This is a genomic window from Allobosea sp. 01N443 (genome assembly GCF_056399325.1).
Map to the genome: position 1 here is coordinate 1 of NZ_JBFTRC010000269.1, position 5,944 is coordinate 5,944.

The 5,944-nt window shown below is 67.0% G+C and carries 4 protein-coding genes; 3 read left to right on the forward strand and 1 reads right to left on the reverse strand.

Features of this window, described 5'->3' with window-relative positions; translation table 11 throughout:
* Nucleotides 1–19 precede the first annotated feature (19 nt).
* From AC1DRP_RS34145 to AC1DRP_RS34155, 3 genes are read left to right on the forward strand one after another with little or no spacing between them, the layout of a single operon-like run.
* Nucleotides 20–703: a response regulator transcription factor gene (locus tag AC1DRP_RS34145; RefSeq protein ID WP_043241143.1), complete on the forward strand. Its 684-nt coding sequence runs from the start codon at nt 20–22 to the stop codon at nt 701–703.
* 55 nt (nt 704–758) lie between these two features.
* Nucleotides 759–2,216, forward strand: a complete 1,458-nt coding sequence (locus AC1DRP_RS34150; RefSeq protein WP_441489235.1) for a HAMP domain-containing sensor histidine kinase — start codon at nt 759–761, stop codon at nt 2,214–2,216.
* Nucleotides 2,217–2,232: 16 nt separating this feature from the next.
* Nucleotides 2,233–5,190, forward strand: a complete 2,958-nt coding sequence (locus AC1DRP_RS34155; RefSeq protein WP_476770849.1) for a bifunctional [glutamine synthetase] adenylyltransferase/[glutamine synthetase]-adenylyl-L-tyrosine phosphorylase — start codon at nt 2,233–2,235, stop codon at nt 5,188–5,190.
* A 7-nt stretch (nt 5,191–5,197) separates the two neighbouring features.
* Here the strand turns inward: AC1DRP_RS34155 and AC1DRP_RS34160 are convergent.
* On the reverse strand, nt 5,198–5,944 hold a 747-nt coding region (locus tag AC1DRP_RS34160; protein WP_476770850.1), incomplete at its 5' end, for a sensor histidine kinase.

The following is a 5,944-nucleotide window of genomic DNA, read 5'->3' on the forward strand; positions in this document are numbered from 1 at the left end:
CCTGAGGTAACCTGCCGTCATGCGACTCCTTATCGTTGAAGACGACGCCGAAGCGGCGGCCTATCTCGTCAAGGCCTTTCGCGAGGCTGGGCATGTTGCCGATCATGCCGCCGACGGCCTGCAGGGCTATGCGATGGCGGAGGGGGGCGGCTATGACGTTCTGGTGGTCGATCGCATGCTGCCGCGCCTCGATGGCCTGTCGCTGATCCGTTCGCTCAGGGAGCAGAACGATGCGACGCCGGCGCTGATCCTGTCGGCGCTCGCGCAGGTCGATGACCGCGTCAAGGGCTTGCGTGCCGGCGGCGACGACTATCTGCCGAAACCTTATGCCTTCTCCGAGCTGCTGGCGCGCGTCGAGGTGCTGTCGCGGCGGCGTGCGGCGCCGGCCTCGGAGCCGACGACCTATCGCGTCGGCGATCTCGTGCTCGACCGGCTGGCCCACCGGGTCACGCGCGGCGACAGCGAGATACCGCTGCAGCCACGCGAATTCCGCCTGCTCGAGTATTTGATGAAGCATGCCGGGCAGGTCGTGACGCGCACGATGCTGCTCGAAAATGTCTGGGACTATCATTTCGATCCGCAGACCAACGTCATCGACGTGCATGTCTCGCGGTTGCGTTCGAAGGTCGACAAGGGCTTCGAGCATCCGATGATCCACACCATTCGCGGCGCGGGATACATGGTTCGTGACACGACCCGCTGACATCGTCTCGCCGGGCTCCGGTGCGTCTCAGGCTCCGAAGAGGAAGCAGCGCTTCCTGCCGAACCTGTTCCGCACCACCGCCTTCAAGTTGACCGCGATTTATCTCGTCATCTTCGCGCTCTTCGCCGGGTTTGTGCTCGGCTATGTCGCCTGGAATGCCAAGCGGCTGCTGGATGACCAGATCCGATCGACGATCGACGCCGAGATCCAGGGGCTCGCCGAGCAGCAGCGCCTGGGTGGCATCAGGCGCCTCGTCAATATCATCGAGCGGCGTTCGCGCGCGCCGGGCGCTTCGCTTTATCTCGTGACGACGCCGGTCGGCGAGCGTCTGGCCGGAAATGTCGAGGCACTGCAGCCGGGCGCTCTCGACCTGCCGGGTGAGAGCGAGATCGAATATTCCCGCAGCAGCGACGCGCTCGACTCGCCGAGCCGCGCCATCGTCCGGGTCTTCGTGCTTCCGGCCGGCTTCAGGCTGCTCGTCGGCCGGGACCTCGAGGAACGGGATCGGCTGGGCGTGGTGATCCGGCGGGCGGCCGGCTGGTCGCTTCTGCTCGTCTTCGTGCTGGGCTGCTTCGCGAGCTGGTTTGTGGCGCGGCGCGTGCTCAAGCGCATCGACGACATGACCGATACCGCGCAGACCATCATGGCGGGGGATCTCAAGGGGCGGCTCGCGATCTCCGGTACCGGCGACGAGCTGGATCGGCTGGCGCTCAATCTCAATGCCATGCTCGACCGGATCGGCGAGTTGATGTCTGGCATGCAGGAGGTCTCCGACAATATCGCGCATGATCTCAAGACGCCGCTGACACGTCTGCGCAACCGGGCGGAGGAGGCGCTCCGGACCGCCCAGTCGCCGGACGAACTCCGCGGCGCACTGGATGCGTCCATCGATGAGGCCGACAATCTGATCCGCGTCTTCAATGCGCTGCTGATGATCGCGCGGCTGGAAACGGGGCGGATCAATGACAGCATGGCCGAATTGGATCTCTCGGAGGTTGTTTCGGGGCTCGCCGAGCTCTACGAACCCTTGGCGGAAGAGGCGGGTCTTGAGATCGTCACCGAGGTTACGCCTGACCTGCGCGTATTGGGCAATCGCGAGCTGATCGGACAGGCGCTCGCCAACCTGATCGACAATGCCCTGAAATATGGCAAGCCGACCGGGGAGGCCGCCCCCATCGTGCGCGTTGCCGCCGGGGTGGTCGGGCAACAGATCGAGCTCTCCGTGACCGATAATGGGCCAGGTATTCCCGAGGCCGACCGCGGTCGCGTTCTCGAGCGCTTCGTCAGGCTGGATCAGAGCCGCAGCAAGCCCGGCTTCGGGCTCGGCCTCTCGCTCGCGGCCGGCGTCGTCCGGCTCCATGGCGGCCAGATCAGGCTCGAGGACAATGCGCCGGGCCTGCGCGTTGTCATGCTGTTGCCGGAAGCTCCGCCCAAGCCTGTGGAAACAGCCGGGGAAGGAGCGCTTCCCGCCTCGACAGCGCAGGCGAACCCTGCTGGCCTCCAGTCGGCTTGATCGGCGGGGTTATGCAATGGACGGGCAGCTTTGCGAGAGAGTTTCGAGCGCGCCCGTCCTGCCGGCGCGGGCCAAGGCCGATGCGCTCATCGCGCATGACCTGATCGATCGCCTGCGGGACGAGAAGGCCGCCCAGGCTCTCGCCGCCCATTTCGCGGACTATCCGCGTTCGACCGAACTCGTCGCTGGTCTGCTGGCGCATTCGCCTTTTCTCGCGCAGGTCATGCGGCTTGATCCCGAAGGGCTGCTCGCCTCCCTGACCTTGCAGCCGGAAGCGCAGCGGGACGCCCTGCTCGGTGATATCCAAGCTCTGGGTGCCGCCGCCGAATGCGAGACCGGCGAACTGATGCGGGGCTTGCGGCGCTTTCGCCAGGCCATGGCGCTGCTCGTGGCGCTCGCCGATATCGGCGGCCTCTGGGATGTCGAGACGGTGACGGCCGCCTTGACCGCGACCGCCGACATGGCGGTGCGGCTGGCGGTTGCGCATGCATTGCGGCAGGCGGCCGACCTCGGGCGGATTACCCTGGCCGATCCAGCCAATCCAGGCCCGGGCTCAGGCCTCGTCGTGCTCGCGCTGGGCAAGCACGGCGCCGGCGAGCTGAATTACTCCTCCGACATCGATATCGTCGTCTTCTTCGATCCCGAAGCGGCCGAGGCCGCGGGCGTCGCCGAGCCGTCGAGCTTCTTCGTCAAGCTGACGCAACAGGTCGCCCGGATCATCCAGGAGCGGACCCCGGACGGTTACGTCTTCCGCGTCGATCTCAGGCTGCGGCCCGATCCCGGCTCGACGCATGTCGCCGTCGCGCTGCCGACCGCCTATTCCTACTATGAGACCGTCGGTCAGAACTGGGAACGGGCGGCGATGATCAAGGCGCGCCCCGTGGCGGGCGACCTCGAGCTCGGCCACCGCTTCATCCGCGATCTCGCCCCCTTCATCTGGCGCAAATATTTCGACTTCGCCGCGATCGCCGACATCCATGCGATGAAGCGCCAGATTCAGACGGTGAAGGGCCACGAGACCGTTGCGGTCGCCGGCCATAACGTGAAGCTCGGGCGCGGCGGCATCCGCGAGATCGAGTTCTTCGTGCAGACACAGCAGCTCGTCTTCGGCGGCAGGCGTCCGGCTTTGCGCGGTGCGCGGACCCTCGACATGCTGGCCGAACTGACCCGCGAAGGCTGGATCACGCCCCAGGCGCGCGACGAGCTCGGCGAATCCTATCGCTTCCTGCGCACGATCGAGCACCGCCTGCAGATGCGCAATGACGAGCAGACGCAGACGCTGCCGACGCAGAAGGCCGATCTCGAGGCCTTTGCCCGTTTCTGCGGCTATCCCTCGACGGCCGCTTTCGGCAAGGCGCTGACGGCTCATGCCAAGCGCGTCGAAGGCCATTATGGGCTGCTGTTCGAAGAAGGTCCGAGCCTGGCGAGCGAGGCAGGCACATTGAGCTTCACCGGCACCGAGCTTGATCCCGATACGTTGGAAACGCTGGGCAAGCTCGGCTTTCGCGCCCCGAAAACCGTGGCGGAGACCGTGCGCGGTTGGCATTTCGGCCGCCGTGCTGCCGTCACCAGTGCGCGCGCCCGTGAGGTGTTGACCGAGCTGACGCCGGCGCTGCTCGTGGCGCTGGGCCGCACGGCCGATCCCGATGGTGCACTCGCCCATCTCGACAACGCCTTCGTTCGGATGCCGGCGGCTGTCGAACTGCTGACCCTGCTGCGTTCGCATGGCTCGCTCTTGACGATCTTCGCCGAGATTCTTGGCAGCGCCCCTCGCCTGGCCAAGGTCGCCGCCCTGCACCCGCATGTGCTCGACGGAGTGATCGACCCGGCCTTCACCTCATCCGTGCTCGATGGCGAGGCGGTCGCGCGGCGCATTCGCGCCGCTGTCGGGACGCCGCCGCCCAGCGTGGAGGACGGGCTCGATCGACTGCGCGACGCGGCCCGGCAGGAGAACTTCCTCGTCGGGGCGCGGCTGCTTTCGGGCGTCTATGCCGCCCAGCAGGCCGGTCAGGCCTATTGCGCGGTGGCCGATGCCTGCCTGTGCGTCGCCTTCGACGACACCAAGACGGCCTTCGCAGAAGACCATGGCGTGGTCGAGGGGGCGGAGACGGTGGTCCTCGGGCTCGGCCGGCTCGGGGCGGGCGAGCTGACGCCGTCCTCCGATCTCGACCTGATCCTGCTCTATGACCGACCTGCTGCATCTGAGGTCAGCACCGGGCGCAAATCGCTCGATCCGGTGACCTGGCATATCCGGTTCACGCAGCGCCTCGTTGCGGCCCTGACGGTGCCGACGCGGCGTGGCACGCTCTACCAGGTCGACATGCGGCTGCGGCCCTCCGGCAACAAGAGCCCGGCCGCAACCCAGTTCGCCGGCTTCGAGGCCTATCACGGCGGCGAAGCCGAGATCTGGGAGGAGATGGCGCTGACGCGTGCCCGCGTCATCACCGGCGATGCTGGGCTCGCGCGCCGCACTGAAGCGGCGATCGCGGCCATCCTGGGCCGCAGGCGCGAGCCGGCCAAAGTCGCTGCGGCGGTTGCCGATATGCGGGCGCTGATCGCCAGGGAGAAGGGTGAAAGCGATCCATGGGATCTCAAGCTTGCTGCGGGCGGGCTGACGGATCTGGATTTCCTGGCGCAGTTCCTGATCCTGGCTCACGCCAGCGCTCATCCCGGGCTTCTGGTACGCGATACCGCGCCGGTCTTCGTCGCTGCGCGCGAAGCCGGGCTGCTGGCGCAAGCAGATGCCTCGGTTCTCGTGGAGGCGCACCGTCTGATTGGCGACGTGCAGCTCTGGCAGCGCTTCACCGTTGAGGAGGCCTTCGATCCGAAGGCGGTGCCGGAGCGTGTGCTGCGCCGGATCGCGACGGCCGTTGGCCGGCCGGATGCCAAGGTGCTGCGCGCAGAACTGGACGAAACGCGGAGCGCCGTGCGCGGAATCTTCAAGCGGGTGCTGGGCGCAGCCCGTCAGGGCTGAGGGAGCCTTACGCAGCCTGGGCGTTGATCCGCCCGGCGCCCCCGTTCAGGGGCAGATGCACCATCACGATCGTGCCAGCGCCGCTGGTCGAGCGCAGGCGCAGCGAGCCGCCATGGAGCTCCGTCAGGGACCRGGCGATGGCGAGACCGAGGCCGGAGCCGCCATGGCTGCGGATGAGCTCGCCCTCGACCTGCTCGAAGGGCCGGCCGATACGGTCGATCTTCTCCTTCGGGATGCCGATGCCGGTATCCTCGACATAGATGTTGAGCGCGTCCGGCACCTGCCGCGTGCGGATGGCGACGCGCCCGCCGGTGGGGGTGAACTTGATCGCGTTGTCGAGCAGGTTCTGGAGAATCTGGTAGAGCGCATGCGGATCGGCGACGAGGTGCAGGTTCTTGGCCCCCTCGACGGTCAGGGTGAGGTCCTTGCGCGCGATCTGGTCCTGGGCCTCAYGCACGGCCTCGGCCACGACGAGGTCGACCGCGACATCGGAGGCTTCCAACCGGCGCTTGCCGGATTCCAGCCGCGACATGTCGAGGATGTCGTTGATCACGCTGAGCAGATAGCCGCCGCTGGTGCGGATGTCGCGGACATACTCGACATAGCGTTCGCTGCCGAGGGCACCGAACATCCCGTTCTCCATGATCTCGGAGAAGCCGATGATGGCGTTGAGCGGCGTGCGCAGCTCGTGGCTCATATTCGCCAGGAATTCCGACTTGGCGCGGTTGGCGGTTTCGGCGGCAGCCTTCTGCTC

Excerpts from the sequence above, each read along its gene's own strand:
- AC1DRP_RS34145 (WP_043241143.1), top strand. The coding sequence starts at position 20 with ATGCGACTCCTTATCGTTGAAGACGACGCCGAAGCGGCGGCCTATCTC.
- AC1DRP_RS34155 (WP_476770849.1), top strand. The coding sequence starts at position 2,233 with ATGGACGGGCAGCTTTGCGAGAGAGTTTCGAGCGCGCCCGTCCTGCCG.